Below are 25642 nucleotides of genomic sequence, written 5' to 3'. Positions count from 1 at the left end.
GCGATGGAGTGGGGCCCAGTCGGGAGTCAGTAGGCGCTGATCTGCACCGACATCGCCGGGTCGGTAGCGACGGTCAGCGGCGACGGCTCCGCGCCGCCGGCGATAACGTGCGCGCCCAGGGTCGCGATCATCACGCCGTTGTCGGTGCACAACCGCGGCTTGGGCACCCGCAATTCGATGCCCGCGGCATCGCAACGCTCCTGCGCCAACGACCGGATGCGGGAGTTGGCGGTCGCTCCGCCCCCCAACACCAGCGTCGACACCCCGAAGTCCTCGCACGCCCGCAACGCCTTGAGCGTCAACACATCGGCGACCGCCTCTTGGAACGAGGCCGCGACGTCGGCCAGCGGCACGTCCTCGCCGCGGCGCTCGCACCCCTCCACGTAGCGTGCGACGGCTGTCTTCAACCCGGAGAACGAGAAGTCGTACCGCGCATCCCGCGGACCGGTCATCCCTCGGGGAAAGGCGATCGCGGTGGGGTCGCCGTCGCGCGCCAGCTCGTCGATGGCCGGTCCACCCGGATAGCCCAGGCCCAACAACCGCGCGACCTTGTCGAACGCCTCACCGGCGGCATCGTCGACGGTGGTGCCAAGTTCCTCGATCGGCTCCCCCAGGTCGGTGACGCGCAACAGGTGCGTGTGCCCGCCGGAGACCAGCAGCGCAATGCACGGCGGCATCGGCCCGTGCTCCAACGTGTCGACCGCGACGTGCCCGCCGAGGTGGTTCACCGCGTACAGCGGCACGTCCCAGGCCAGGGCATACGCCTTGGCTGCGGCGACGCCGACGAGCAGCGCCCCGGCCAGGCCCGGGCCGATCGTCACCGCGATCGCATCGGGCTTATCGATCCCCGCGGCGGCCAGCGCTCGGCGCATCGTCGGCACCATGGCCTCCAGGTGCGCACGAGAGGCGACCTCGGGCACGACGCCGCCGTAGCGGGCGTGCTCGGCGACCGAGGAGGCCACCTCGTCGGCCAGCAGCCGCAGCGGGCCGCCGTCGGCGTCGGGATCCCACGCCACGATCCCGACGCCGGTCTCGTCGCACGAGCTCTCGATGCCCATCACGATCAGCGGTTCAGGCATCGGGGTCCTCCGGCATCTTCTGACTCCCAGCGCTGGGACGGATCATCGTGTACGCGTCGGCCCCCGACGGTTGGTAGTACCCCTTGCGCACACCGCATCTGGTGAACCCGACACTCTCGTACAGCCCGATCGCCGGGTCGTTGTCGACGCGGACCTCCAGGAACACCGGCGCGTCGCGCACATCGGCCACGGCCAGCATCTCCTCGAGCAGTGCGCGCCCGATCCCCTGGCCGCGGTGCGTCAAGTCCACCGCGATGGTGTGGATCTCGCATTCGTGGTCGTCGGCACTTCCGAGGATCGAGATGCCCGCGTATCCAATCGGGGTGCCGCCCAAAGCCTCGCGGGCAGCGAAATAGCGGTTGTAGGGCGCTTTGATCTCGGCTCGAAAGGCCGCCGCCGACCACGGAGACTCGTCGGCGAACAGCTGCTGCTCCAACTCCGCACACCGTGCGACGTCGGCCAACTTCAGTTCGTCGATCAGCGTCATGCGCGCGCCCGCTTCTTCTTCTGATCAGCGAGTTCGACGGCATCGGGGCGGCGCAGATATAGCGGCAGCAGCGGATCGGGCTCGGCACCGGCCAGCACCGCGTCAGCGGCGATCGTGGCGAGGCTGACGACGTCAGGACCACAGTCACGGGATATCGATACACCGAGCTCGGCTAGCGCCTCACCTGGCACTCGACCACCACTCAGCAGCGCTGGCACCCCCGCGACGAGGTCGATCTGCTCACCCGCGAGTTCGTCGACGAGCACGGCCGGCGCGATGACTCCCGGTCCGGCAACGCACTCACCGTCGAGAAAGCGCGCCCAATAGACCTCTCGCCGTCGCGCGTCGGTCACGACGAGGACCGACCGCGTCCCGCTCTCCCGAACCGCCACGGCGGCGATGGCATCAAGACTGCACACTCCGTACACCGGAATCCCCAGCGCATCGCCGTACGCGGCAGCCGTCGCCATTCCGACGCGCAGCCCGGTGAACGGGCCCGGTCCGCAGCCCACGACGACAGCGTCCAAGTCGGCACCGTCCCAGCCCGCCTCCAGCAGGCAATCGGCCATCAACGTCGTCAGCGTCTCGGCGTGGCGACGCTCATCGGCCACCACCCGCGAAGACACCTCGCGGGCGCCCGACGCGGTGACCGCCGCCAACCCGGTGACCACGGCGTGGGTCGCGGTGTCGATCACGAGAACCCGCCGCTCAGTCACCGGCCCACTCCCAACTCACGGTGCGCACATCCGATTCCGGTTCGCGCGACAACCGCACCAACAGGTGCCGCCCGGCCAGACGCTCGGCCACCCCGGCACCCCATTCGACGACCACGACCGAGTCGGCGAGATCGGTGTCAAGGTCCAGTGCATCGAGTTCGTCGAGGATCGCGGTGTTCACCGACGCGGCGTCGTCAGCTCCGCCCCCCAGACGGTAGGCGTCGACGTGGACCATGCCCGGGCGGGTGGGATCGGCCGACCGGTGGGCGCGGGCGATCACAAACGTCGGCGACGTCACGCGGCCGAGCACGCCCAGCCCGGCGCCGATGCCCCGGGCCATCGCCGTTTTCCCTGCGCCCAGAGGACCGTCGAGGATCACCAGGTCGCCGGCCCGCAACGTCGCGGCCAGCGACGCACCGAACTCTTCAGTGTCGGCGACGTCGGGCAGTACGGCACTGCCCGATTCGGCGGTCACCGCTGCCTTCGCTGCCACCAGCGGCGGCGCACCGGCTCCGGCTCTACGACCGGTTCGACGATGACGGGATGCTCAACCGGTTCGCGGGAGGCGAGCTCTTCGCGCACGCGGGTGATCAGCCCGTCCAGGATCTCGTCGACCTCGGTCGGGCGCTCCATGGCGACCATGTGACCGGCCCCCTGGATGATGGTCAGCCGGCACTTCTCCCCCAGCGACCCGTACAGCGAGTACGAGTTCTGGAACGGCGTCATGCAGTCCTCGTCGCCGCACACGACGACGCTGGGCACCGTCGCCAGCACCGGGAGCGCAGCCGACTCGTCGTGCACCTCCAGGACGTGGAGGAATCCGACGATCGTTTCCAGCGGAGTCTGGCGGATCATCCGCTCGACCGCCCGCGCCGTCGCCGGACTGTAGAAGTCGGGCCCGAAACTGGCCGCGAGCAGGACCGGCTCCAGTGCGCGGCGGGCACGTGTCCGGCCCGCCTGGATGAACCAGGGCGCACGCCGCACCGCGAGACGGAACGCGTTGATCACCGGATTCTGGAGGCCCTCGCCCACCCCGGCCTCGGTGATCCCGCGTGCGGCCGTGGCCACCAACCCGACGCCGACGACCCGGCCACCTGGTGCGAACAGCGCGGGATGCCGACGGGCCAGCGCCATCGTCGCCATGCCACCCATCGAATGCCCGACGACGACGACGGGACCCGTCGGCGCAAGTGCCCGCAGCACCAGTGCCAGGTCGTCGCCGAGCTGGCTCATCGTCATCGTCTGCGGCGGCGCCGCATCGCTGCGACCGTGCCCACGGTGGTCGTAGAACACCAGTCGGGTCCGCTCGCCCCAGGTTGGCGCGAGCGCGGTGCGCTGGAAGTACCAGGAACTCATCCGCAACGAGAATCCGTGCACGAATACGACCGTCAGATCGGGATCGTCGACGTCGTTGACGACGCGGGCGGCCAGGCGCACACCGTCGTCGGTGATGACGCAGCGGTCGGGCTCGCGGTACATCGAATCGAACCGGATGTCGGCGAACGGGTCGTCCAACCCCGCGCGCGCCTGCGTCACCTGCCGGGTGACGCCGGTCGCCGCGAGGCTGCCGAGCATCGAGACCCCCGCACTGGCCTTGCGGCGCCGGATCATCGGCTCCTCATCGTCGAGGGCGATATCGGCCCGCACCCCGCGTCCACGCGCCATCACGACTGCCCGCCCACGTAGCGGCGGGCGATGCGCCCGCCGATGCCGGTGATGATCTCGTAGTCGATGGTGTCGCTCATCTCCGCCCATTCGCCCGCGGTGGGGGCGTCATCTGCGCCGGTTCCAAACAGTTCGACCTCGTCACCTTCGGTGACGCCGCCCCCGTCCGGTCCGAGGTCGACGACGAACTGGTCCATACACATCCGCCCGATCCCGGGGAAGTCACGCCCGTTGATCCGCACGCGCAACTTTCCCGACAGTGCTCGGGGCACACCGTCGGCGTAGCCGACTGGGACGATCCCGACGACCGTGTCAGCGGGCGCCACGTAGGTGAGGCCGTACGAGACGCCCCCACCGGCGGCCACCCGTTTGACGAGCGATACCTCGCTGCGCAACGTCATCGCCGGGATCAGCGGTGCATCGCTGTGGTTCGGCACCGGATTGAGGCCGTACAGGGCGACCCCTGGGCGCACCGCGTCGAAAGCCAGGTCGGGACGGGTCAGCGCCGCGGGCGAATTCGCCAGGTGCACCAATTCGGGGACACCGCCGACCGCGGCCAGGTCTGCGACGGCCGCGCGCAACCCGGCGGCCTGCGCATCGTTGGCGGGGTGGTCAGGTTCGTCGCTGCACGCAAGGTGCGCCATCACCCCGCGCAATGCGACGGCACCGGCGGCATGTGCACGGGCGAATGCCTCGATGAAGACCTCCCACTCGGCCCATCCCACGCCGCTGCGGTTCATCCCGGTGTCGACCTTGACGGTCAGCGTCGCCGGTTCACCGCGACGTGCGGCGGCGTCGACGACGGCGTCGAGTTGGCGCGGCGAGGAAACAGCAATGTCCACGCCGCCGGCGATCGCAGCCTCGAAATCGGTGTCGGGGACGTGCAACCAGGCGGTCACGGGCGCGGTGATCCCACCCTCGCGCAGCGCGAGGGCCTCGGCCACCTGGGAGACCCCGAGTCCGACGACACCGGCCTCGACGAGGGCGCGCGCGACGGGCAGCGCACCGTGTCCGTAGCCGTTTGCCTTCACGACGGCGAGCGCACCCACCCCCGCGACGTCGGTGACGACGCGGAGGTTGTGGGTGATCGCCGCCAGATCGACGATGGCGGTGCCCATGGAGGTGGTGCCGACAGATGATTGCATCGAGAAGATATTGTCTCAGATCCGCGCGAGATTACGACTTCGCCCCGGCTTGGGCCCGCAACCGCCGAATCGCATCGCTGATGGCCGCTACCAGCCCGGATGCCCCGATCGGCGCCCCGGGGGACCCCGCGGCAATGTGTGCGGCAACACTGTGAGCGCGCGCTCCCATGGCCGCGGCGACGTTCGCGGGCAGCCCGGTGGCCAACAATGCGCCGATGATCCCCGACAGCACATCGCCCGATCCGGCGGTCGCCGCCCACGACGATCCGGCCTCGTTGACCAGGACAGCGCCATCCCCCGCAGCGATCAGCGTCGCTCGGCCCTTCAACAGTACTGTTGCACCGAGGTCGGCAGCACAGGCGGTGACCGCGGCCACCCGGTCGGCACCGAGGGGCTCCCCGGTCAGCCGGGCGAACTCCCCGGCGTGCGGGGTGAGCAGCGTCGGCGCGCTGCGGTGGGCCAGCAGATCGCGATGGGCCGCCAGCAGGGTGATGCCGTCGGCATCGACGAGGACGGGGACGTCCGCAGCCAGAACGGTGCGCAGGCGGTCCAGTGCGGTGTCGTCGGTGCCGAGGCCGGGGCCCACGACCCACGCCTGCACCTTCCCCGCGTCAGCCACGTCGGACACTGCCACGACTTCCGGGTACCGGTCGACGACGGCCGTGGCCGCCGGGCCGACGTAGCGCGTCATCCCCGACGTCGCAGCGACCGCGGCTCCGGTGCACAACAGCGCCGCCCCGGGATAGGTGGCCGACCCCGCGACGATCCCGACGACTCCCTGCCGGTACTTGTCGTCGAACGGGCCGGGCACCGGCCACGCCGCACCGACCTGCTCGTCGGACAGCGACACCAGCTCGGCGTCGTGCCCGGGGTCCTGTCCCAGCCCGATGTCTACGACGACGACCCGACCGCACTGCGGCGCGGCCAGGACGTGGGCGCGCCGCGGCACACCGAAAGTCACGGTGAGGTCGGCGCGCACGGCCGAGTCGTTCACGACGCCGGTGTCGGCGTCGACACCGGATGGGACGTCCACAGCGACGACCAGCGCCGACGGGCAGTGCGCGCGCACCGCGTCGAATACCGACGCGGCGTTCGGGCGCAACGGACCGGAGCCGCCGATGCCCACCACCCCGTCGACGATCACATCGAGCGGCCCGAAGGCGTCGACGACACGACCGCCGGCGCCGCGCAGGGCAGCGAGTCCGCCGTCGTGTGCGCGCTCAGGCGCAAGCAGCACCGCCGACACCGCGGCACCGCGGCGGGCAAGGATGGCGCCGGCGTAGAGGGCGTCGCCACCGTTGTCACCGGAGCCGACGACCAGTCCGACCCGACGGCCATACACGCCACCGTCGCGCAGCGCGTTGATGATGGCCGACGCCAACCCGTGCGCCGCCCGGCCCATGAGGACGCCGTTTGCCAGCAGCCCGGTGGCCTGCTCGGCAGCGCGGATCTGGGCGACGGTGGGATAGTGCACGAGGGTGCTATTCGACCGTGACGGACTTCGCAAGATTGCGCGGCTTGTCGACGTCGTAGCCGCGCTCGTCGGCGACGGTCGCCGCGAAAACCTGCAACGGGATGGTCGACACCAGGGGCTGCAGCAGCGTGGAGATGTGCGGGATCGGAATGAAGTGGTCGGCGACGGCGCGCGCGGACTCGTCGTCGGCCTCGGCGATCACGATGGTCTCGGCGCCGCGCGCCTGGACCTCGCGGATGTTGCTGACCATCTTCGAGTGCAGCACCGCACGACCCTCCGGCGACGGCATCACCACGAACACCGGCAGCCCGGCCTCGATGAGCGCGATCGGCCCGTGCTTGAGTTCGCCGGCGGCGAAGCCCTCCGCATGGATGTAGGCCAGCTCCTTGAGCTTGAGCGCACCTTCCAGTGCCACCGGGTAGCCGACGTGGCGCCCGAGGAACAGGACCGTGTCGCGGTCGGCCATCGTGCGGGCCAGTTCCCGCACCGGCTCCATCGTGTCGAGCATGTCCTCGACGGCCGCGGCGGCGGCCTCCATATCGTGGAACTCGCGCGTGATCTCATCGGTGAACTTGGTTCCGCGTGCCTGCGCCAGGGCCAGCCCGACGAGGTAGGCCGCGACGATCTGCGCCAGGAAGCACTTGGTGGACGCGACGCCGATCTCCGGGCCGGCGTGCGTGTAGAGCACGGCGTCGGACTCGCGCGGGATCTGGGCGCCGTTGGTGTTGCAGATGGCCAGCACACGGGCGTTCTGATCCTTCGCGTGGCGCACCGCCTCCAGGGTGTCGGCAGTCTCGCCGGACTGCGAGATCGCGACGACGAGCGTCGAGCGGTCCAGCACCGGGTCGCGGTAGCGGAACTCGCTGGCCAGCTCCACCTCGACGGGCAGGCGCGTCCAGTGCTCGATGGCGTACTTGGCGAGCATCCCGGCGTGGTAGGCGGTGCCGCAGGCCACGACGAACACCTTGGAGACCTCGCGCAGTTCGTCGTCGGAGATGCGCTGTTCGTCGAGGATGATCTGCCCGTCGCGCAGATGCCCCATCAGTGTGTTGGTCAGCGCATCGGGCTGCTCGGCGATCTCCTTGACCATGAAGTAGTCGTATCCGCCCTTCTCGGCGGCGGCGAGGTCCCAGTCGATATGGAAGGGCTTGCCGCTGCGCGGCTCACCGTCGAAATCGGTGATCGTGTACGAGTCCGCGGTGATGACGACGACCTCGTCCTGGCCGAGCTCCACGGCGTCGCGGGTGTGCTCGATGAACGCGGTCACGTCGGAGCCGACGAACATCTCACCGTCGCCAACGCCGACCACCAGCGGTGTCGACCGGCGCGCGGCGACGATGGTGTCGGGGTGGTCGGCATGGGTGAAGACCAGGGTGAACGCGCCCTCGAGCCGGCGCAGCACGGCGTAGGCGCTGGCGACGAAATCACCGGCGGTCTCTCCCGAGGAGTAGGCGCGCTGCAGCGAGTGGACGGCCGTCTCGGTATCGGTGTCGGAGTTGAAGTCGACGCCCAGTGATTCGAGCTCGGCCCGCAGCGGGGCGTAGTTCTCGATGATGCCGTTGTGCACGACGGCGATCTTGCCGTCGGCAGACAGGTGCGGGTGGGCGTTGCGGTCGGTGGGCTTGCCGTGGGTGGCCCAGCGGGTGTGGCCCATGCCGGTGGTGCCGGTCAGCGTGTCGGCGCCGACCAGCGCGATCTGCTTGTCGAGGTTCTCCAGCCGGCCGGCCTTCTTTTCGACGACGAGACCCCCGTGACCGTCGAGGATCGCGACTCCGGCGGAGTCATATCCGCGGTACTCCATCCGGCGCAATGCATCGACCACGATGCCCAGCGCCTGGCGCTTGCCGACGTACCCGACGATTCCACACATAGTGCTCCAGGGTACCTAGGAGCCGCGCAACGCCCGAATCGACGAGAGTGCGACGCCGCCCGACGACGACTTCTTCGGGGCGGGCGGACCACTGAACAGCTTGTCGATGTGGGAGCGGTCGTCCTCGTCGGGTTGCGACGGGTCGACGTTGGTAGCGATGCCCAGCACGGCGTCGGCGTCGGTGAACGCCTCGTATGTTTCGTCGCCACCGAGGGTGGCCAGGAAGAATCCCGTCAACAGCGCCCGGACTGTCGAGTGCGTTGCCTTGTCGGCACCGTTGATGCCGACCAACGACTTCGGGGTGCGCCGCTCCAACAGGCCGCGGCTGCCGGCGCCGGGCAGGGCTCGCAACGTCACCGGCCCAGCCAGCGTGCGCGCCAGCGGCAGCGGGTTGGCGTCGTAGGTGTCGAGCGTCTGACCCGCGGCGATGACCATCGCTGGGGCGTCGACGACAGACGCGGCAGCAAAGGCCGCGGGCGTCGACTGCGACGGGAAGACGGCAGCGACGGCATCGACGGGCACCTGGACCGTGGCTTCGAGGATGTCGGGTCCGGCGGCGTACACGGCAGCCGAGGCTCCAAAACCGTGCCCCGCGAGTCCGCGCCGCTGATCGTCGACGGTGACGTTCTCGGCCAGGCCCAGGCGGACCCCGGGCAGTCGGTCCAGCGCCGTGCGCAGCCCGGCAGCCAGGACGACGTCCGATGGCGTGAACCCGCGCTCGACGTCGGGTGCGGCGACCACGATGCCGTGGCTCGCGAGGTGGAACAGCAGGTCGCGATACCGGCCGGAGTCAGCCATCCATGCGTGCGCAAACGCCACCAGCGGCAGCCCGGTGCCCTTCTCCGGGGTGAAGATCTGTCCCCGCACGCCGACGAATCCGAGGTCGCCACGCAGGACACGGTGCGGGCCGCGCCGCGCCAATACGGTCATCAACTCGTCCGGCGGCGGCGGTGGCACGTCCTTCTTCTTTCTGCCTGTCACGGTCCGAGCTTAAGCCCACCAACCCGCGCGTTGTAGCAGGCGTCGGGATTGGCCCCCGGACAAACCGCGGTCACCGACACCAGACGGTCGGTCACGCATCGACTCTCCGGTGACGGGCGCCCCGTCCGAGTTCGGCGTCACGGCAGCGGCGGCCGCGGCGGCGTCGATTGCCTCGATGCACTCGGACGCGGCCACGCGGATCCACTCGGCCACAGCCCGGTTGCGGGTCACCGCCCCCCGATCAGGACGAGATCGGCGTCGGGCCCGCCGTCGAGTTCGCCGAGCAGACCGTCGATCCGGGCGAGGCCCGCGCGGGCATATCCGGCCGCCGGGTGCTCGTCCCCGGAGTCGGCGAACAGATCGTCGGCGCCGTCGGCGTCGGGGTCGGCGAACACACCGGCCACACCGTCAGCCGCTTCGTCGGCCAGCCGGGCGAGCCGGGCGCATACGGCGGAAACGCCGTGCCAGGCGGCCTCCGCGGCCTCCCGGATCCCGTCGAGGACGTCGAGGTCGGCGCGCAACCGCTCCGGCAGGCCCGCCATGACCGCCAGCGGATCGTCGCCTCCCCCGACCTCCGAAAGGCCCAACCCTTGCGTCCGCGCCCGCAACGCCAGGACCTGCGCCCACCGCTCGCGCAGCGCCTCACCGGCCGTACCGAGCACGGCAGTATCGGAAGCGAGTCGCTCGACGTCGACCCCGAGCATGCGCGCCACGGTCACGGCGCCACCCCGCCCATCCGCGCGGACAGTCCCGATATCCGCCGCGCCGCCGCACCGTCGGCCGCCGCGATCGTCGACGAGCATGCGGTCAACCCGCGCGCCGCCGCCCGCAGCTCGATCGCACGTCCCTCCAGTCGCGCTGTCACCGCATCGACGGCCGGGCGATAGCCGGTGCCACCGCGGCCGCGCACACCGCCGTATCCCCCGGCGCGCAGCAGCGCCACGTGTTCGTCGATGGCGTCGGCCACCCGACGACAGTCATGGGCTAGCCGCGCCGCCTCGCCCGAATCCAACCGAATCCCGCGCATTGTGCTCACATCCCTTAGACGCACCGCGCCCCCGAACGGTTCCACTATTTGTTCCAGCGTTAACAGCTGTGCAACAACCGGGCCGTTGACTCATAGGCAGGCGATCGATTGATCAGTCGGCCCACGAGTCACCTGGAAGGACATTGCCCATGCCCGAGATGACGCTCATCGTGAAATGGCCCGACGGCCTGCTGCAGGAGTGCTGCGCACCGAGCCTGGCGCTGTACGACCACTTCGCCGAGGGCGTGACCTACACCGTCGCCCACTTCCGCAGCCAGATGTTGGACGCGCTCGACGGTGTGCTCGGCGACGCCCGCTCCCGCCTCGGCTTCACGCGCACCTCACCGGCGGCCACCGCCGAGCAGGTGAAAGCCGCCGCAGCGCGGTTCGCCGCGTCCGACAAGGTACGGGTCATCTCCATGTACCCACCACTGAAGACCGCCGCACGCGAGCCCCAACCCCTCCGGTGGTCGTCCTGAGGCAGGACGACCACCGCGGCTGATCAGCCTGGCGTTTTCACCGGTTTCCGGGCACAAGTCCATGCTGATCACGCAGTGCACCGCCGCCTATCCCGTCGTCCCGACGACCGATAGCCTGTGGACATGGCGAACAACTTCATCCGCACGCTCGCGAAGAGCTCACGGACGCTGGCGACCCGCGCGGCCCTTCAGCGCGCCTTCACCGTCGGTGACCTGACCGACATCGTGGCGCCCATCGACCTGTCGGGCAAGAAGATCGTCGTGACCGGCGCCTCGTCGGGAATCGGCGAAGAAGCCGCCCGACAGCTGGCCGCCGAGGGTGCCACCGTGATACTCGTCGCGCGTGGCATCGGTGAGCTCGAACGCGTCGCGAGCGAGATCTCCGCAGGCGGGGGCTCCGCGTTCGCGGTGTCGGGCGACCTCTCCACCGAGAAGGGTGTCGGCGACGTCCTCGACGCGGTGCTGACTCGCTTCGGCACACCCGACATCATCGTCAACAACGCCGGTCGCTCGATCCGCCGCTCGGTCGCCGATTCGACGGGCCGCATGCATGACTTCCAGCGCACGATGGCGATCAACTACTTCGGCCCGATCGGATTGACGCTCGGCGTCCTCGACGAATTCCTGCGCCGCGACAGCGGGCAGTTCATCAACGTCTGCACGTGGGGCGTCACCAACGGCTCGATGCCGCGCTTCGCCGCCTACGCCGCATCGAAGGCCGCGTTGGCCGCGTTCGGCCGCAGCCTCGCCGCCGAGTTGCTCGACACGGGGGTGAGCGTCACCAACGTGTGCTTCCCGCTGGTGAACACGCCGATGATCGCGCCTACCGCCGAGTATGAGCGAGTGCCGTCACTGTCAGCTCATGACGCCGGCGAGTGGATCGTCTACGCCGCGAAGCACCGGCCGCTGGAGATCATGCCGCGCTATGCGCGCGCCCTGCGCGGCGTCACGGCGATCTCGGCGTCGTGGGCCGACGGGATACTCGCACGCGGAGTCATCTAACACTCGGACCGGCTGCCGATTTCCGCGTGACCGTGATTCAGCGGTCGTAGGTCCAGCGGCCCCGCGTGCACTGCATTGCGCGCCCGTTGGGTCCGCGCGCCGTGATGTATTGGCCGGTGCACTTGGTCGCGGGCTTGCGCGCCTGCGGGTCGACGCCGTTGATCTGCACCCACCGGTGGGCACCCGAGCCCATCCGCGCGCAGACGACCTTGCCCCGAACACCGTTGCGGATGCGATTGACCTGCCTCTCCCCGCACGGGCGCCCCACGCCGGGCAGCCTGTTGCTGCCGGGGCGGGCCTGATTGCGCTGACCGGGCTTGCGCTGCTTCGGTTTGCCCGCCTTGCGCTGGTCGGCCGAACCGCGATGCACCTTCTTCTCGACCAGGGCGGGCCCGAACGGGTTGTCGGCCGGGTTCTGCGAGAGCGACCCGAAGTCCAGCACCGCTGAGCGGCCCGCGGGCACCGGCTTCGCGCCGGGTCCGACAGCACCGATAGTCGCGACGGCTCCGACGCCGAGGCCCAAGACAACCGCGCCGGCCAAAGCCGCACGGGTAAGCGCGGATCGCTTTGTCCGCTTAGTCACACCAGTCACATCAGTAACAATAGGGGTGGTTGTGCTGCACCCGGGTCGCGGCAGGGTCTCGGTTGGGCGTCGGTGCGTTGGTCCCGCTAGGCTCCCGCGCCGGCCACCACGTCGGCGATGCGCGCGGCAATCCCGTGCGCCGCGTCGGCGGTCGGCGCCTCGACCATCACCCGGACGAGCTGCTCGGTACCCGAAGGACGCAAGAGCACCCGGCCCTGACCGGCGAGTTCGGCCTCAGCGGCGGTGACGGCGTCGCGGACCGTCTCCGCTTGCGCGACGGCGTGCTTGTCGGCAACGCGGACGTTGATCAGTTCCTGCGGCAGCACCGTCATGATCGACGCCAAGCAGGCCAACGACTGCCGGGTGGACGCCAACTGCTCCATCAGGAGCAAGCCGGTGAGGATGCCGTCGCCGGTCGTACCGGCCGCGGGAACGACGATGTGCCCGGACTGCTCGCCGCCCAGCGCATATCCGCCGCGGCGCAGTTCCTCGAGCACGTAGCGGTCGCCGACGGCGGTGGTGCGCAGCTCGATGCCGGCCTTTTCCATCGCCAGGTGCAGCCCCAGGTTGCTCATCACCGTCGCGACGAGCACCCCGTCGGCCAGGTTCCCCTTCTCGGCCATCGCGGTGGCCAGGACGGCCATGATCATGTCGCCGTCGACGAGATTCCCGTCGGCGTCGACGGCCAGGCAGCGGTCGGCGTCGCCGTCATGGGCCAGGCCCAGGTCGGCGCCGTGCTCGAGCACCGCGGCGGTGAGCTTTTCCATGTGCGTGGAGCCGCAGGCGTCGTTGATGTTGAGGCCGTCGGGGTCGGCGAAGATGGGGATGACCGTGGCACCCGCGGCGCGATAGGCCTGCGGACCGAGCTGCGACGCAGCACCGTTGGCGCAGTCGACGACGACGGTGAGGCCCGACAGGTCGATGTCGACCTGCTCGGCGAGGTGGTCCAAGTAGCGCTGCGCCGAGTCCGGCGCCTCGCGCAGGCGGCCGATGTCGGCGCCGGTGGGCCGGGGCACGGTCTCGACGGTGGTCATGGCCGCCTCGATGCGGTTCTCCACCTCGTCGTCGAGTTTGTGCCCGCCGGGCCCGAAGATCTTGATGCCGTTGTCGGGCATCGGGTTGTGCGACGCGGAGATCATGACGCCGAAGGTGGCGTCGTAGTCCGCGGTCAGGAAGGCGACCGTCGGGGTGGGGACCACGCCGAGTCGGATCGCGTCCACACCGTGGGCGGCAAGGCCGGCACACACGGCGGCCTCGAGGAATTCACTCGACGCGCGCGGATCGCGGCCCACGACCGCCACGGGCCGGTCCGAATCCGACCCGGGGGTGTGTAGAACTTCCGCGGTGGCCGCGGCCAGGCGCAACGCGAGCTCGGCAGTGAGCTCGTCGTTGGCCCGGCCGCGGACGCCGTCGGTTCCGAACAGACGGGACACGCGGTTCAGCGCTTGCTGTACTGCGATGCCTTGCGGGCCTTCTTCAGGCCGTACTTCTTGCGCTCGACGGCACGCGGGTCACGCGTGAGGAAGCCGGCCTTCTTCAGCGCCGGACGATCCTCGGGGCTGACCTCGATCAGCGCACGGGCGATCGCGAGACGCAGGGCGCCGGCCTGACCCGAGGGGCCGCCGCCGCCCAGGCGGGCGTAGATGTCGAACGACTCGGTGCGGTCGACGGTCACCAGCGGCGACTTGACGAGCTGCTGGTGCACCTTGTTGGGGAAGTAGGTCTCCAGGTCGCGCCCACCGTTGAGGTGGAACTGGCCGGTGCCGGGCACCAGGCGCACGCGCACGACAGCCTCCTTGCGGCGGCCGACGGTCTGGATCGGGTGGTCGATGACCACCGGCGCACGCTCCACGGCGGGGGCGGCGGGCGCCTCCGACTCGGTGGTGTAGTCGTCGGTGGCGATCTCCACGGCGTCGACCTCGATGTTCTCTTCAGTCACGTTCTCGTCGCTCACTGGGCCACCTGCTTGATCTCGAAGGGGACGGGGCGCTGGGCCGCGTGCGGATGATTCGGGCCGGCGTACACCTTGAGCTTGGAGCCCATGGCACGACCGAGCTTGTTCTTCGGCAGCATGCCCTTGATGGCCTGCTCGACGGCGCGCTCCGGCTTGGTCGCGAGCAGGTCGCCCAGCGACGTGGACTTGAGGCCACCGGGGTGTCCCGAGTGGCGGTACTTCATCTTGCCGCTGGCCTTGTTGCCGGTGATGGCGACCTTGTCGGCGTTGACGACGATGACGAAATCGCCGCCGTCGATGTGGGGTGCGTAGGTCGGCTTGTGCTTGCCGCGCAGGAGCGTCGCGCTCTGCACGGCGAGGCGGCCGAGCACCACGTCGGTGGCGTCGATGACATGCCACGTACGCGTGATGTCACCCGCCTTCGGGGTGTAGGTAGACACGGTTGATCCTCAACTCTTTGTCGTGACTGCTGGTCAAGGTGGCTCGACGGAGTGATTCCCGGCGACCAGTTGGGACCCGGGAGCTCCGAAAACGCCGAAACACCGAGGAGCCAGAGTACGGGAGTGCCCAGGTCAGGGTCAAAACGACGATAGGGTCGGTTCATGACCCAAACGTGGACGATCGGCCCCGCCGACGGCGAGCTGCTCCTCAAGACCGACAAGACCGGCCCCGCCGCCAAGACCGGACATCGGTTGACCATCGGGTTCAACGACTGGACGGGCTCCGTCGACGTCGACGACACCACGCCGCAGAAGGTTTCGCTGGCGGTCGTCGTCGACTCCATGGAGGTGCTCAGCGGCGAGGGCGGCCTCACCCCGATGACCGGGGCGGAAAAGGCAATCGCCCGGTCCAACGCGCTCAAGTCGCTGAAGGCCTCGAAGTCCCCGACCATCACGTTCACCACCAGCAACGTCTCCCCCACCGACGGTGGTTACCGTCTCGACGGTCAGCTCACCGTCGCCGGCACGACCGTCCCGCACACCGTCGACGTGGCCGTCGCCGACGCGGATTCCGGCGCGAAGGTGAGTGCGACGACGACGGTCAGCCACAAGGCCGTCGGGATCAAGCCGTATTCGCTGGCCATGGGTGCGTTGAAGGTCGCCGACGAGGTGGGGATCGAGTTCCACGCCACCGTCGGCGCCTCCGAGTGAGGCACCGGTGCCGAGCACCCGCAAGGGCCACCGCACCGAAGAGGCGTTCCTCGCCGCCGCCCGCGAGTGTTTTGCCACGCTCGGCTATCTGAACACCAAGATCGCCGACATCTCCGCGGCCGCAGGTCGCTCGACCGCGTCGTTCTACAACTACTACGACAACAAGGAACAGATCCTCGAGGCGCTCCTGGGCGACTTCGCGACGTCGGTCGTGGAAGCATCGCTCACCACCGGGCACCACGATCCGTACGAAGGCGTCACCGCCGCGGTCACCGCGTACTGGAAGATGTACAAGGAGTACCTGCCGGAGATGATCGGCCTGCAGCAGATGGCGCTGACCGATCCCGGCTTCCGCCAGCGCCTCCTGGAGACGCGGGCCGCGGGGATCAAGCAGATCCTCGTCGGTCTGCACCGCGCCGAGGACTTGGGCTACACCGTCGACCTGCCCCTCGACCTCCTCGCGTCGGCGCTGACGTCGACGCTGGAGTCCAACTGCTCGGTGTGGCTCGCCGTCGGCGGGGACATCGGAATCCCACCGCCCGACGACGAGACAGCGATCCGGGTCCTCAGTGCGATCTGGTACCGCACCGTCTACAGCGGCCCGCCCGCGCCGGCCTGACTCGCCTCGATCAGCCCTTCTTGCGACCGCCGGTGAACCCGAACAGGTGGCCGGCGACGCGTCGCATCTGAATCTCCTCCGCGCCCTCGGTGATGCGGTAGCGGCGGTGGTGGCGGTAGATGTGCTCGAACGGCAAGTGCCGGCTGTAACCCATACCGCCGTGCACCTGCATGGCCCGGTCGGCAGCGTCGCACACGAGCCGGTTGGCCCGGTAGTTGCACATCGACACGTGGTCCGACAGTTCCATGTGGTCGACCGAGTCGAGGTCGGCGGCGGTCTCGCGGATGAGGCTGCGCAGCATCGTCGCCTCCGTGTGCAGTTCGACCAGCGGCCATTGGACGGCTTGACGGGTGGCCAGCGGCGCGCCGAACGTCTCCCGCGTGCGGGCGTAGTCGACCGACTGGTCGATGCAGTACTGGGCCGCGCCCAGGCTCGACGCCGCCTGTCGCAGTCGGTTCTCGTGGACGAAGGCCTGCGCAATCTCCAACCCACGGCCCTCCTCCCCCAGGATCGCCGAGTCGGGCACCCGCACCGAGTCGAACTTCACGTCGGCATGATCGGTCGGCATATTGAGGGTCCACCGGAAGAGCCCGATCTCGACGCCGGGTGTCCGCACGGGAACGATGAAGGCGGTGATGCCGCGCGGATCCCCACCGGATCCCGACGTGCGGGCGAACACGAGGTCGTGGGTCGCAACGTGCATGCCGGTGTTCCAGCGCTTCTCGCCCGTGATGACCCAGTCGTCGCCACTGCGCGTGCCGGTCGTCTCCATCCACGTCGCGTCCGAACCGTGCTCCGGCTCGGTCAGGCCGAACGCCAGGGTGCGCTCGCCGAGAACACCGGGCGCGCCGAACTCTGCGATCTGCTCCGGTGTGCCGAACCGCAGCACCAGGTGCACCGACGGGAAGTTGCCCACCACCGACGACTCGTCCTGCAGGTCGTTGTGCAGCCCCAATCCGCGATGCGCCAGGTGCTCGCGGATGATCGCCATCTCCAGGTTCGATGATGCGTCGCCGCCGACGCTGACCGGCAGGTCGTGGCGCAGGAAACCCGCGCGATCGGCGCGGCTCTTCATCTCGGCGAGCAGTTCCTCCCACTCGCGCCGCGGCAGCCCGCCGCCCTCGAAATCGGTGCGCGCCCATTCCCGGCGGTGGTCGAAGAATCGCTCGTTGTCGTCGGCGGCCTGCAGCGGCACGATCTGCGCGTCGATGAACTCGTCGAGCCGTGTGAGGTACTCGGCGGTCTCGGGGGCAACGGTGGACGGCATGGCGGCGTTCTCCTATCGAATGACCGAGTTTTCACCGTACGCTCACCGATGAGCACGCAGTGGCGAGAAAAGGAACGAGCCGATGACCGATACCGCCCTCGCTGCCGCGCTGGAGTCCCGACTCCGCGAGGTCTACGGCACGCCCGTCACGATCAGCGGTTTGCGGCACTTGACCGGGGGCGCGAGCCGCGAGACGTGGAGCTTCACCGCACAGGTCCACACCAGCGAGGGCACTGACGACTCGGACGGATCTGCGCCAAAGGGCCATCGGCTCATCCTGCGCCGCGATCCGGCGGGCTCCACGGGGGCCGAGCGAATGCGACTCGAGGCCGCGGTGTTGCGCGAAGCGGCCCGCATGGGCGTTCCGGTGCCGGTCGTGATCGACGATTGCGGGAGTGCCCCGGAGGTGCTCGGCGGTGCGTTCATGATCATGTCGTGCGTCGACGGAGAGGCCGCACCGCGCCGCATCCTGCACGACGCCGAGTTCGACTCGATCCGTCCGCGACTGGCCTACGAGATGGGCACCGTGCTGGCCCGCATCCACGCCGCCGACGCCGACCGGGTCCCCGGCCTGCCCGACGGCAGCGACCAGCTCGACGCCCTTTACCGCGAATACCTGGAATCCGGTACACCGCTGCCCGTCATGGAGATCGCGTTCCGCCGGCTCCGCGAGAACCAGCGTCCACCAACGCGGACCACCCTGGTGCACGGCGACTTCCGACTCGGGAACCTGCTCGTCTCGCCGTCGGGTATCACGGGCGTCCTCGATTGGGAGCTGACCCATCGGGGCGACCCGGCGCAGGACCTCGGCTGGCTCTGCACCCGGGCGTGGCGCTTCGGGTCGGCCGGGCGCGTAGGCGGCATCGGGGACCTCGGCGACTTGCTGCGCGGGTACACCGACGAGAGCGGCATCACCGTCGACGCCGAGTCTGTCGACTGGTGGCAGCTCTTCGGTTCGCTGCACTGGGCCATCATCTGCCGCCAGCAGGCCGGGCGCGCCGGGTCCGGCCACGACGCGCTGGAGCTCCTGGCCGTCGGGCGACGGGTAGCCGAGTGCGAGTACGACCTGCTCGTCGAGCTCGGGCTACCGATGCCTGCTTCCCCGCCCCAGGCCGGCGACGACGATCCCGATCTGTTCGGTGAGCCGACCGCGGCCGACCTCCTCGATGCCGTCGGCGGCTTCATCGCCGAGCTCGCCGACGGCGCGTCGGACCGTGACCGTTACCGAAGCAAAGTGGCCGCGCACGTCCTGCGCATCGTCGCTCGGGAATCCCAGACCGGCAGCGCCGCACGCACGGAGCTGGGTGCCCACTTGGCCCGCGCCGGCTTCGAGACCGAATCCGGCCTGGCGCTTGCGATCCGCGACGGGTCGGTCGATCCCGGCGACGCAGACATTGCCGCGGCCATCTCCACCGCAGTCGGCCTGCGGTTGGCGGTGGCCAATCCTCGCTACGCGTCCTGACCCCTCCCACTGCGGTGCACCGAATCGCACGTGGGATCGGGCTGGTGGCCGGCAGCGTTTCGGGCACCTGGGGCTACCGCCGCGAGCTCGCCGGGCAGGGGCGTCAGTTGCGCTGGCAGATCCCCCGACTGCAGCGCTGGGCAGCGGCTCGCCGGGGCGGTGAGGCGGCTCATCGGCCGCCACTGTCGCCGCCGCGCTCATGATGTGTGACCTGGGGTGCCTGAGGAGGCCTTCTGGAGACGACCCCGTTGGATCTTGCCCGTCGCGGTCCGCGGGATCTCGGCAACGACGACTATGCGCGTCGGACACTTGTAGTGGGCCAACCGGTCGCGGCAATAGGCGATGACCTCGGTGTCGTCGAGATGCGCAGCGCCAAGGCCCACGACGACGGCCGCGACGACGCGCTGCCCCCAGTGCTCGTCGGGGACGCCGTAGACCGCGCATTCCTCGACGCCCGGATGGCTTTCGAGGACTGCCTCGACCTCGGCGGGCTGCACGTTCTCGCCGCCGGTGATGATCATGTCGTCCATGCGGCCCTCGATGTAGACGTAGCCGTCGGCGTCGATGCGCGCACGGTCGCCGGTCGCCAACCAGTCGTCGGTCCTGCGGGCGGGCCCGATCCGCTGCCCGTCGTCCCAATATCCGAGCATCATCGTCGGGGCGCTCACCCACAGCTCGCCCGGCTCGTCGGTGTCGCAATCGCTGCCGTCGGGTCGCCGTGTCGCCATCGTCGCTCCGGCGATCGGTGTGCCCACCGACCGGAGCCGGTCGGCGTGCGGGCCGTCGGGATCGTGATCGTCGGGCGCCAGATAGCTCGCCACACCGCCGAGCTCGCTCAGGCCGTAGACGCCGCTGAAACGGCAACCGAGCACATCGATGGCATCGCGGAGCAACGCGGGCGAGATCGGCGCGCTGCCGTATCCGATGTGTTGCAGCGACAGTTGCGCCGGCTTGCCGCGCAGCGCCTCGACGAGGACCTGCAGGAGCGTGGGGACCGCGAGGAAGTGGGTGATGCGGTCGTCCACCAGCGACGACACGATCCCCGACGGGGTCGCGTCGGCGATGAAGTAGCCGGTGGCGCCGCGCGACATCACGTAGTGCGTCCAGATCGACCCGGCGGCGTGGAATACCGGCGGCACGATCAACAGCCGCGACGCCGTGCTCAACCGGTACCCCGACCGCAACGCAACGGCCAATTCGATCCGGTCCGCCGACAATCCGACTGCCTTGGGCACTCCGGTCGATCCGGAGGTGAACCAGAACAGCGCGACCTCGTCGTCGTCGCCGGGACGGTCGTGCAGTTCGACGTCGTCGGCGCGGTGCCCGTCCCAGGGCCTGCTGCGGCCCGCGTCGAGGACCACGACCTGATCGTGGTCGAGCTGCCGTCCGCCCTCGTGGTGATCGGCAACGACGATCACCGACGGCACGCGTGCCAGCGTCGCCGCCAGCTCGCCGTCGGTCAGTCGCCAGTTCCCACCGACCAGAGCTGCCCGCAGCCGCCGCGTGGCGAGGTAGACGATCGCGAAGTCGGGGCTGTTGCGCCCGAGCCACACCACGTTGTCGCCAATGCCCACGCCCGCCGCGGCGAGCCAGGCTGCGCACTCGTCCGCGGCTAGGTCGAGCTGTCGCCAGGTCAGCGTCGAATCAGGGCCGACGAACGCAAGACCGTCGCCGCGCTCCGACGCCCACTTGCGAACCGACTCGCTGATCGTGCGGTCGGTCGCCAACGAGCCGTCCGCCCCGGCGCGGCGGATCAGTTGCGCGGACGTCTGCATCGGTACGGCTCACGCCCCCGCAAAGCCGTGGCGCTTGAGCCAGTCGTCGGTGATCTCGACGGCCTTGGCCAGCGGCACGTCTTGCCCTTCGCCGAGGTAGTAGTGATTGGCGTCGGGGATCTCGTAGAGCTCTTTGTCGGCCGATCCGACGGCCTCGTAAAGGCCGTGGGTGTGCGCCGGAGTGCAGATCTCATCGTTGAGATTGCCCACCACCAGTGCTGGCACCGTCAAATCGCGCGAGCACGCGATCCCGTCGCCGCGCGCGTCGTCGTAGCTCCACTGCGAAAGCCAACTGCGCAGCGACGTGAAGCGGGCCAGGCCAAAGGGTCCTTCATTGACCTCCTGCGGCGGGCCGAGGTAGCTCACCCCCGGTTCACGCCCGTTGGGGTCGATCGTCGGGTCGAGCCACCGCGGGTCGCCCATCGTGCCGTGGACGACGAAGCAGTGCTCGTCCTGCGGGCGGTCCGACGCCTTGATCGCGGCCAGCTTCTCCTTGACCCAGGCGGTGATCTTCCGGTTGCGCGCGATCTGCGCCGCGAAGTAGCGCTCCAAGAATTCCTGGCTGTAGGGCGGGGAGACTTCCGTGCCGTAGATGTCCAGCGATGCGTCGCGCACCGTCGGGTCGCTCTCGTCGAGGATCGACGCGTCCAGGCATTGGGTGAGCGTGCCGTGGCGGCTGCCGTGCGCGGCGACCAGCATGATCGCGTCCGCCGGCGGGAGTTCGGCCTTGGTCAGGTCCGGGCCGTCGCCCGACGGGCTCGACGTCAAGGTCGGGTTGGTCGCCTGCTGCTGGTAGAACGCGGACAGCGATCCGCCGCCGCTCCACCCGCCGAGCACGATCTTGGAGTACCCGAGGCGCTTCTTCGCGAACTTGATGCTCTCCCCCAGGTCCTGCACCACCTTCTCCATCAGCAGCGCCGCGTCATTGCCGCGGTAGCGGCTGCTGGCGACGAGGATGTGGTGCCCGGCCTTGGCGAGCGCACCGATGATCGGCAGATACGCGCCGGTGAGCACCGGGTGCATGAAGACGATGAGCGTGTCGGACTCGTGGTCGACCGGTCGGACCAGCTGCGCCTCCAGGACGACGTAGTCGGTGGTGCCGCCGTAGGCGTCGCGGGTGCCGGTCTCGTTCTTGAACCGGAATCCGTAGGGGATTCGCTCGATGGTGTGGGCCACGTTCTGCCTCCTGATTGGTTAGGACTTGCCGAATGACGAGATCTGCTGCTGTGCCGCGGCACTGGCGAGGACCTCGAGCTGGTTGTCGCGCTCGGCGTCAAGGGCCTGCGCCAGCGAGGCCGACCAGGACGCGTCGAGCAGCTTCTTGTTGCCCGCCAGTGCGATCGGCGAGTGGCCCAGCAGCGTGTCGACGACCTCGCCGCCGACCGCGGCCAGCGCGTCGTCGCCGACGACCCTGGTGATCATCCCCATGTCGAGCGCGTCGGAGGCGGGGACCTGCTGGCCCAGCAGGGCCAATTCGCGGGCCCGGCGCTCCCCGACCAACCGTGGCAGCAGCCAACTGGCGCCACTGTCGAGGGACAGACCGCGGTGAATGAACAACTGGGCGAACCGGGAGCGCTGCGTCGCAATGACCAGATCGCAGGCCAGCGCCAGGTTCGCACCCGACCCCGCGGCCACCCCGTCGACGAGGGCGACGGTCGGGATCGGCAGGTCGTGCATCGCCAGAACGCACCGGTTGGACACGTCGATTCGTCTGGGCATCGACGACGGGTCGTCAAGCAGCCCGGTGACGTCGGAGCCGCCGCAGAAGGCGCCACCGGCACCGGTCACGACCAGGACGCGGTCCGCGCCGCCGGGGTCGAGCGCGCGCAGGTGGGACTCGAAGAGCGCCCACATCTCGTCGGTCATCGCGTTGCGCTTCTCGGGACGGTCCATCGTGATAGTGGCGACGCCGTCGCGGCGGTCCAGACGCACGGTCATCGGGCGCTCCAACCACCGTCGACGGCGAGTACCTGCCCGGTGATGAAGGTGCTCGTCGCCAGCAGCAGTAGCGCACCGTCGAGCTCGTCGAGACGGCCCGGACGCCGCATCGGCGTGTTGCGACGAATCCAGGCCAGGGACTTCTCGTTCTCGAACATCTCCTCGGTGATCTCCGACGGGAACCAGCCCGGCGCGATGGCGTTCACCCGGATGTCGCGGCCCGCCCATTCGGCACCGAGCTGTCGGGTCAGGTTGATGACGCCGCCCTTGGCCGCGCAGTAGGCGGCCTGCTTCACCGGCCACGAAGCGCCCAGCCCGAGGATGGAGGCGATGTTGATGATCGCCCCGCCCGACCCCATCTCCTTCGCCGCAGCCTGGGACACCGCGAACGTGGCGGTGAGGTCGACATCGAGGGTGCGGCGGAATTCGTCGACCGATACCTCCAGGGCATCGCCCTCGTCGCCGAAACCGGCTGCGTTGACGACGATGTGCGGGCCGCCGAGCTCGACCGCGGCGGCGACGAGCGCGCCGACGTCTCCGTCGTTGGTCACGTCGCATTCGACGGCACGGGCAGCGGCGCCGTCGGCGACCAGGTGCTCGAGCCGGTCGATTCGCCGCGCCGCGGCGACGACCTGTGCCCCGTTGCCCGACAGGACGCTGCAGAAGTGTCGGCCCAGCCCGCTCGACGCCCCGGTGACGATGGCGACGCGCCCGCCCAGGTCTGCGGTGATGGTCATGGCGCTCCTACCAGCAGGTCAAGGCAGCCGGCCTCGACGGCCCGGTCGCGATGTTGGGCCGGGGTGCCGCCGATGGCCGCGGTGGCCCGGGCCCGACGGAAGAACAGGTGGGCGTCGTGCTCCCAGGTGAAGCCGATCCCGCCGGACACCTGGATGTAGGAATCGGTGGCTGCGGTGAACGCATCAGCCGACTCGGCGCGTGCCAGTAGGGCGAGCTGGAGGGCCGCGCCACCATCGCCCCCATCGTGGGCGGCGGCTGCGGCGGTGACGAGGGCGCGCGCTGCGGCGATGTCGACGGCGGTGTCGGCGCAGCGGTGCGCAATGGCCTGGTAGGTGCCGATGAGTTTGCCGAACTGCTCGCGCACTCCGGCGTAGGCGACCATCCCGGCGAGTGCACCCTCGGCGCCGCCGACCTGCTCGGCGGCGACCAGAATCGTCTCGAGTCGACGGTGGGCGTCGAGGCCCGCGGAATCAGCCGGGCCCACCAGCACCGCCGCGGGGGCACCGATCACCGCGACGTCGGCCAGTGGCGTCGCAAGATCGACGGTCCTGCGCGGGGTTCGCGACACGGTCGTTGCGTCGCTGAGAAGGACAAGCGCCACAGCCGGGCCCAGTTCGGTCGCCACCTCGCCGAGCAGCAGGTCGGCCGACCCACCGTGGGTGACAGCGTCGAACCGTCCCGTCACCCGCCCGTCCGCGAACGCCGGACTGTCCCCGGGGACGCCCGGCACACCGGCGATCGCGGTGCCACCCAAGAACGCCTCGACCCCGCTGCGCATCTGCGACGAGGCGTTCTCGGGCGGCACCAGTCCCCCAAGTGCGGCGGCTAGCAACACCGACGCCCGCACCGGCCCCGGATACAGCGACGCCGCACACTCTTCAACCACACCGGCCAACGACTCGGTGTCGCAGGCCAGCCCGCCCCAGGCCTCGGGTGCGCCCAACCCGGTCACTCCGAGCTGTTCGGCAAGCCGCTGCCAGGTGGCCCGGTCGAACCCGGGATGGCTCGCGTCGCCGTCGGCGCGGTCGCGATTAGCACGCACCTCGGCGATCCCGGGCGTGTGCGCGAACCAGTCGCGCAGCGACGCCCGGATTTCGTCGACGGTCAGTTCGGCAGTCACACCTGGACCTCTTCGGCGACCTCGACAGGGGCGCTGGCGCGCATCACCGGCGCTGGCGTCAGCCGCCGCCGGGTGTCGATGGCCAGCACCTTCCACTCGACGCGCTCGTCGACGTCCGTGCGACGGCGAGCGCGCTCGCGAGCACGCTCGGGCATGCCGTGGTGGACGCCCTGCGGTGCGTGGGAGATCAGGCCGGGCGGCATGTTGATGCCGAACACGCTGCCCCCGTGGTAGAACGCGATCTCGTCGTAGTCGACGTTGCGGTGGTACCACGGCGGGCGTTCCGCGCCGGGCCGCCCTTCGGCCCGGCGCGGCAGGAAATTCGCGACGTAAACACCGGTGGCCTGCAGGAACAGGTGCACCATCGGGACCAGGTGCACCGTGTCCGAGGCGATGACGTCGTAGTCCTCGATGTTGTAGGTGAAGGCGAAGTTGTCGCCCTTCCACCCTTCGACGTCGAGCGGGTTGTGCGGGTAGAACAGCGACGTGCGGCCCTCGCGCTGGCGCAACCGCACCTCGTACTCGTCGCGGCCGTCGTCGTCGAAGGCCTCCGCCTCCGGCACGGTCACCAGCGACGAGTCGAACGGATGGTGCCGTCCGAGCAGTCCGGCCTCCGGCACCCGGAACTCCTCGGTCGCCTCGATGATGATGAAGAACGACTCGTCCTGCGGGATCTGGCGATATGTCGTGGACTTGGGCAAGTACACGTAGTCCCCCGGCCGGTAGGGCAGGCGTCCGTACTCGGTCTCGAAGTAACCGGTGCCCTCGTGGACGAAGATCAGTTCGTCGCCGTCGACGTTGCGCGTGTAGAACGGCGCGGTCTCGCTGCGCCGGCTCAGCAAGATCCGACAGTCCTCGTTGTGGAACATCAGCAGCGGCTCGCCGGCCGGGTCGATCTGATCGGTCGGCGTCAAGTCGTAGCCCTGCCGGTCCAGCGGTGCGAGGTCGCCCTCGGCGCGGTAGGCCGTCGGATCGTTGCGGCGGTAGTAGTGCACCGTCCGCCCGACGAATCCGGCGCGGCCGGCCTCGTCGTCCTTGAGGTCCTCGACGTCGCGGTGGATCTGCCGGGGCGTGCGGCCCTTGCGGTGCTGGATGAAGCTTTCCATCGGT

General features: G+C 69.7%; 27 protein-coding genes and 1 pseudogene. 6 read left to right on the top strand and 22 right to left on the bottom strand.

Annotated elements, in window-relative coordinates; all coding sequences use genetic code 11:
* Positions 1–26: 26 nt before the first annotated feature.
* The 11 genes from tsaD to B4L26_RS03975 form a co-directional block, all read right to left on the bottom strand.
* On the bottom strand, positions 27–1067 hold the full coding sequence (gene tsaD / locus B4L26_RS04025; protein ID WP_290716154.1) for a tRNA (adenosine(37)-N6)-threonylcarbamoyltransferase complex transferase subunit TsaD: 1041 nt from the start codon (positions 1065–1067) through the stop codon (positions 27–29).
* 4 nt (positions 1068–1071) lie between these two features.
* A complete protein-coding gene (gene rimI / locus B4L26_RS04020) occupies positions 1072–1566 on the bottom strand; it encodes a ribosomal protein S18-alanine N-acetyltransferase (RefSeq protein WP_290716114.1) in 495 nt (164 codons plus the stop codon).
* Positions 1563–2282: a tRNA (adenosine(37)-N6)-threonylcarbamoyltransferase complex dimerization subunit type 1 TsaB gene (gene tsaB / locus B4L26_RS04015; protein ID WP_290716112.1), complete on the bottom strand. Its 720-nt coding sequence runs from the start codon at positions 2280–2282 to the stop codon at positions 1563–1565. Before tsaB ends, rimI begins: the two co-directional genes overlap by 4 nt.
* A complete protein-coding gene (tsaE, locus tag B4L26_RS04010) occupies positions 2275–2775 on the bottom strand; it encodes a tRNA (adenosine(37)-N6)-threonylcarbamoyltransferase complex ATPase subunit type 1 TsaE (RefSeq protein WP_290716110.1) in 501 nt (166 codons plus the stop codon). The genes tsaB and tsaE overlap by 8 nt, the downstream gene beginning before the upstream one ends.
* Positions 2754–3893, bottom strand: coding sequence for an alpha/beta fold hydrolase (locus tag B4L26_RS04005; RefSeq protein WP_290716152.1), 1140 nt, complete (start codon positions 3891–3893; stop codon positions 2754–2756). Before B4L26_RS04005 ends, tsaE begins: the two co-directional genes overlap by 22 nt.
* A 53-nt stretch (positions 3894–3946) precedes the next feature.
* Positions 3947–5092, bottom strand: a complete 1146-nt coding sequence (gene alr / locus B4L26_RS04000; protein WP_290716108.1) for an alanine racemase — start codon at positions 5090–5092, stop codon at positions 3947–3949.
* A gap of 31 nt (positions 5093–5123) precedes the next feature.
* Complete coding sequence (locus tag B4L26_RS03995) at positions 5124–6566, bottom strand: NAD(P)H-hydrate dehydratase (RefSeq protein ID WP_290716105.1); 1443 nt, start codon at positions 6564–6566, stop codon at positions 5124–5126.
* A gap of 7 nt (positions 6567–6573) precedes the next feature.
* Positions 6574–8436, bottom strand: coding sequence for a glutamine--fructose-6-phosphate transaminase (isomerizing) (glmS, locus tag B4L26_RS03990; protein ID WP_290716103.1), 1863 nt, complete (start codon positions 8434–8436; stop codon positions 6574–6576).
* Between the two features lie 15 nt (positions 8437–8451).
* The gene (locus B4L26_RS03985; RefSeq protein ID WP_290716101.1) at positions 8452–9417 is read right to left on the bottom strand and encodes a dienelactone hydrolase family protein; all 966 of its coding nucleotides are present in this window, start codon (positions 9415–9417) and stop codon (positions 8452–8454) included.
* 227 nt (positions 9418–9644) lie between these two features.
* Entirely contained in the window at positions 9645–10136 is a 492-nt protein-coding gene (locus B4L26_RS03980; protein WP_290716100.1) for a hypothetical protein, read from the bottom strand.
* Entirely contained in the window at positions 10133–10384 is a 252-nt protein-coding gene (locus B4L26_RS03975; RefSeq protein WP_290716097.1) for a hypothetical protein, read from the bottom strand. The genes B4L26_RS03980 and B4L26_RS03975 overlap by 4 nt, the downstream gene beginning before the upstream one ends.
* 209 nt (positions 10385–10593) lie before the next feature.
* Between B4L26_RS03975 and B4L26_RS03970 the strand changes: the two genes are divergently transcribed.
* Both B4L26_RS03970 and B4L26_RS03965 read left to right on the top strand, forming a co-directional pair.
* Complete coding sequence (locus B4L26_RS03970) at positions 10594–10923, top strand: hypothetical protein (protein ID WP_290716094.1); 330 nt, start codon at positions 10594–10596, stop codon at positions 10921–10923.
* A 123-nt stretch (positions 10924–11046) separates the two neighbouring features.
* The gene (locus tag B4L26_RS03965; RefSeq protein ID WP_290716091.1) at positions 11047–11925 is read left to right on the top strand and encodes an SDR family NAD(P)-dependent oxidoreductase; all 879 of its coding nucleotides are present in this window, start codon (positions 11047–11049) and stop codon (positions 11923–11925) included.
* A gap of 37 nt (positions 11926–11962) precedes the next feature.
* Here the strand turns inward: B4L26_RS03965 and B4L26_RS03960 are convergent, their stop codons facing one another.
* From B4L26_RS03960 to rplM, 4 genes are all read right to left on the bottom strand, one after another.
* The gene (locus B4L26_RS03960) at positions 11963–12508 is read right to left on the bottom strand and encodes a hypothetical protein (protein ID WP_290716089.1); all 546 of its coding nucleotides are present in this window, start codon (positions 12506–12508) and stop codon (positions 11963–11965) included.
* Between the two features lie 86 nt (positions 12509–12594).
* Positions 12595–13941, bottom strand: coding sequence for a phosphoglucosamine mutase (gene glmM, locus B4L26_RS03955; protein WP_290716087.1), 1347 nt, complete (start codon positions 13939–13941; stop codon positions 12595–12597).
* A 5-nt stretch (positions 13942–13946) separates the two neighbouring features.
* On the bottom strand, positions 13947–14462 hold the full coding sequence (rpsI, locus tag B4L26_RS03950; RefSeq protein WP_290716085.1) for a 30S ribosomal protein S9: 516 nt from the start codon (positions 14460–14462) through the stop codon (positions 13947–13949).
* Complete coding sequence (gene rplM, locus B4L26_RS03945; protein ID WP_290716082.1) at positions 14459–14902, bottom strand: 50S ribosomal protein L13; 444 nt, start codon at positions 14900–14902, stop codon at positions 14459–14461. The genes rpsI and rplM overlap by 4 nt, the downstream gene beginning before the upstream one ends.
* Positions 14903–15064: 162 nt before the next feature.
* On the opposite strand from rplM, the gene B4L26_RS03940 reads away from it, so the two are divergent.
* On the top strand, positions 15065–15613 hold the full coding sequence (locus B4L26_RS03940) for a YceI family protein (RefSeq protein WP_290716079.1): 549 nt from the start codon (positions 15065–15067) through the stop codon (positions 15611–15613).
* Between the two features lie 7 nt (positions 15614–15620).
* The gene (locus B4L26_RS03935) at positions 15621–16232 is read left to right on the top strand and encodes a TetR/AcrR family transcriptional regulator (RefSeq protein ID WP_290716076.1); all 612 of its coding nucleotides are present in this window, start codon (positions 15621–15623) and stop codon (positions 16230–16232) included.
* Positions 16233–16242: 10 nt separating this feature from the next.
* Here B4L26_RS03935 and B4L26_RS03930 read toward each other — a convergent pair whose 3' ends face one another.
* Positions 16243–17499, bottom strand: a complete 1257-nt coding sequence (locus B4L26_RS03930; protein WP_290716074.1) for an acyl-CoA dehydrogenase family protein — start codon at positions 17497–17499, stop codon at positions 16243–16245.
* A gap of 82 nt (positions 17500–17581) precedes the next feature.
* Here B4L26_RS03930 and B4L26_RS03925 point away from each other — a divergent pair, with 82 nt between their 5' ends.
* On the top strand, positions 17582–18961 hold the full coding sequence (locus B4L26_RS03925; protein ID WP_290716072.1) for a phosphotransferase family protein: 1380 nt from the start codon (positions 17582–17584) through the stop codon (positions 18959–18961).
* A 32-nt stretch (positions 18962–18993) separates the two neighbouring features.
* Positions 18994–19086 (top strand): annotated as a pseudogene (locus B4L26_RS03920) (sulfite exporter TauE/SafE family protein); the annotation flags it as partial.
* A gap of 72 nt (positions 19087–19158) precedes the next feature.
* Here the strand turns inward: B4L26_RS03920 and B4L26_RS03915 are convergent.
* From B4L26_RS03915 to B4L26_RS03890, 6 genes are read right to left on the bottom strand one after another with little or no spacing between them, the layout of a single operon-like run.
* On the bottom strand, positions 19159–20736 hold the full coding sequence (locus B4L26_RS03915) for a class I adenylate-forming enzyme family protein (protein ID WP_290716070.1): 1578 nt from the start codon (positions 20734–20736) through the stop codon (positions 19159–19161).
* A 9-nt stretch (positions 20737–20745) separates the two neighbouring features.
* Entirely contained in the window at positions 20746–21912 is a 1167-nt protein-coding gene (locus tag B4L26_RS03910; RefSeq protein ID WP_290716068.1) for an alpha/beta hydrolase, read from the bottom strand.
* Between the two features lie 18 nt (positions 21913–21930).
* Positions 21931–22674 (bottom strand): enoyl-CoA hydratase/isomerase family protein, encoded by a 744-nt coding sequence (locus tag B4L26_RS03905; protein WP_290716066.1) that lies wholly within the window; start codon positions 22672–22674, stop codon positions 21931–21933.
* Entirely contained in the window at positions 22671–23411 is a 741-nt protein-coding gene (locus B4L26_RS03900; protein ID WP_290716064.1) for an SDR family NAD(P)-dependent oxidoreductase, read from the bottom strand. Before B4L26_RS03900 ends, B4L26_RS03905 begins: the two co-directional genes overlap by 4 nt.
* Positions 23408–24532 (bottom strand): acyl-CoA dehydrogenase family protein, encoded by a 1125-nt coding sequence (locus B4L26_RS03895; RefSeq protein WP_290716061.1) that lies wholly within the window; start codon positions 24530–24532, stop codon positions 23408–23410. The genes B4L26_RS03900 and B4L26_RS03895 overlap by 4 nt, the downstream gene beginning before the upstream one ends.
* Entirely contained in the window at positions 24529–25638 is a 1110-nt protein-coding gene (locus B4L26_RS03890; protein WP_290716059.1) for a homogentisate 1,2-dioxygenase, read from the bottom strand. The genes B4L26_RS03895 and B4L26_RS03890 overlap by 4 nt, the downstream gene beginning before the upstream one ends.
* Between the last annotated feature and the right edge of the window lie 4 nt (positions 25639–25642).

Origin of the sequence: Gordonia sp. UBA7599, assembly GCA_002477755.1 — a bacterium.
GTDB lineage: Bacteria > Actinomycetota > Actinomycetes > Mycobacteriales > Mycobacteriaceae > Gordonia.
This window is presented reverse-complemented; position numbering and strand designations above follow the sequence as displayed.